The organism is Streptomyces sp. NPDC057654, from assembly GCF_042800135.1.
Lineage (GTDB): Bacteria > Actinomycetota > Actinomycetes > Streptomycetales > Streptomycetaceae > Streptomyces.
This window is the reverse complement of sequence record NZ_JBHVHQ010001088.1, coordinates 1-2,505: the sequence shown is the minus strand read 5'-3', so window position 1 is coordinate 2,505 and position 2,505 is coordinate 1. Positions and strand designations below refer to the sequence as shown.

2 protein-coding genes are annotated in these 2,505 nt (G+C 72.9%); one reads left to right on the top strand and one right to left on the bottom strand.

All coding sequences use genetic code 11. The features are described from left to right. Positions 1–427 (top strand): cytochrome P450 (locus ACFU99_RS40760; protein ID WP_384402970.1); only part of this gene is annotated, 427 nt, incomplete at its 5' end. Positions 428–497: 70 nt separating this feature from the next. Here the strand turns inward: ACFU99_RS40760 and ACFU99_RS40755 are convergent. Continuing rightward, positions 498–2,270 (bottom strand): BCCT family transporter, encoded by a 1,773-nt coding sequence (locus ACFU99_RS40755; protein ID WP_384402967.1) that lies wholly within the window; start codon positions 2,268–2,270, stop codon positions 498–500. Positions 2,271–2,505 lie beyond the last annotated feature (235 nt).

The window sequence follows — 2,505 nt, the reverse complement described above, 5'->3', positions numbered from 1 at the left end:
GCGCGTGATCGACGAGACGGTCCGGCTGTACCCGCCGGGGTGGCTGTTCACCCGCGTGGCCACCGCCGAGACGAAGCTGGCCGGCCGCTCGCTGGCGCCGGGCACCACCGTGGTCATCAGCCCCGCCTCGATCCACCGCCACCCCGGCGTCCACCAGGACGCCCAGGAATTCGACCCCGACCGGTGGCTGGCGGCCCGCGCCGCCGCCCTGCCCCGCGGCGCGTTCGTCGGCTTCGGCTCGGGGGCGCGCAAGTGCGTCGGCGACGCCTACGGCGTGACCGAGTGCGTGCTCGCCCTCGCCACGCTCGTCAGCAGCTGGGACGTCCGCGCCGAACCGGGCGCCGACCTGCGGCCCGTACCGCTCGCCGCCTTCTACCGGCCGCGCCGCCTCGCGCTGCGGCTCACCCGGCGTACGGGGCCGGGGTGACGGCGACCGCGGCGGCGGCCGGGGCCTGTGCCACCGGGGTGACGGCGACCGCCGCCGCGGTCAGGGTCTCCTACGTCCCCGGCGGGCTCCCCGTGCCGTCCTCGCGGTCCCGCGCGCTCTCCACCACCCGGCGCAGCCGCGCGTGCCGCACCGGCCCCTGCTCGGACACCACGTCGCCGACCATGGCCCGTACCGCGTCACGCATCCCGTGCAGCGCGTGGTGGCGGGCCGGGCCCGCGCCCGGATCGTCGCGGAGCTCCTTGATGAGCGACCAGCACAGCGCGAGCATCACCAGCACGAACGGCAGGGCTACCAGGATCGTCGCCGACTGGAGCGAGTTCAGGCCGCCCGCCACCAGCAGTACGGCCGCCACCGCCGCCATCAGCACGCCCCAGCCGACCACCAGCCAGGTGCGCGGATGCAGCGCGCCGCGGCTGGTGAGCGAGCCCATGACCAGCGAGGCGGAGTCGGCGCTGGTGATGAAGTACGTCATGACCAGCGCCATCGCGATCCACGAGGTGACCGTGCCGATGGGCAGCGCCTCCAGCAGCCCGAACATCGACGCCTCCGCGCCGTCCTTGATGGTCCCGGTCAGATCGGCCGCGCCCGTCATGTCCAGGCGCACCGCGCTGCCGCCCATCACACAGAACCAGATCACCGTCGCCCCGCTGGGCACCAGCAGCACCCCGACCAGGAACTCGCGGATCGTACGGCCGTGGGAGATGCGGGCGATGAAGGTGCCGACGAACGGGGCCCAGGACAGCCACCAGGCCCAGTAGAAGATCGTCCAGGTGCCGAGCCACTCGGGGTCGGTGAACGCGCCGGTGCGCGTCGCCATCGTCAGCAGGTCGTGCAGATAGCCGCCGGCGCTCGCCGGGACGGTGTTGAGGATGAAGACAGTGGGGCCGAGCACGAAGACGAAGAGCATCAGACACGCGGCGAGCACGATGTTGATGGTGGAGAGCCACTTGACGCCCTTGTGCAGGCCGGAGAAGGCGGAGAGCACGAAGGCCGCCGACAGCGAGCCGATGATGATGAGTTCGAGGGTCTTGGAGTCCTCGACGCCGGTGGTGATGTTCAGGCCCTTCGACACCTGGAGCGCGCCGAGGCCGAGGCTGGTCGCGGTGCCGAAGACGGTGGCGAAGATGGCGAGGAGGTCGATGACGCGGCCCGGCCAGCCGGCCGCGCGCCGCTCGCCGAGCAGCGGTACGAACGCGGCGCTGACCCGGTTGCCGCGGCCCTTGCGGAAACCGGCGTAGGCGAGGGCGAGCCCGGCCATGCCGTAGATCGCCCAGGGGTGCAGGGTCCAGTGGAAGAACGAGTACTCCAGCGCCGTACGGGCCGACGCGCCCGTACCCGCGGAGACCCCGCTGCCGGGCGGCGGGGCGGCGAAGTGCTGGAGGGGCTCGCCGACCCCGTAGAACATCAGGCCGATGCCCATGCCCGCGCTGAACATCATCGCGATCCAGGCGAGGTTGCCGAACTCCGGCCGGTCCTCGTCCCGGCCCAGCCGGATCCGGCCGAACCGGCTCAGCGAGATCAGCACGGCCATCACGAGGAAGACGTCGGCCGCGATCACGAACAGCCACGCGAAGTTCGACAGCACCCAGCCCAGGGCGGCCGAGGAGGCGCGGTCGAAGGAGTGCTTGCCGAACGCCGCCCAGGCGACCACCCCGAGCACCGCGGCGGCGCCGATGGAGACGACCGCCAGGTCCGGCCGCTGGTCGTGCGGAGGCCCGGGTGGCGGACCGGTCGGGGTTCCGGTCGAGGCTCCGGGCGGAGTTCCGGGCGGGGCCCCAGGTGGAGCGGCCGGGTCGGTCGGCTGCGGGGTGTCGGTGCTCATGTCGCCCCACTATGGCCGGATTGTGCGGTATTTCCGGGGCTGGCGCGCCGCCGGGGCCCATGGGCAACGCCGGACCATGGCGGGTAGGGTCGCTGCGGCGCGAGCGCCTGTGCGAGAGCCGGGCCGAAAAGCAAGGGGAGCAAGGTGGCGGACGTTTCCACTACAGAGCCGACGCGCGTGCTGATCGCCGCGGACAAGTTCAAGGGCTCGCTGACGGCCGTTCAGGTCGCCGAGC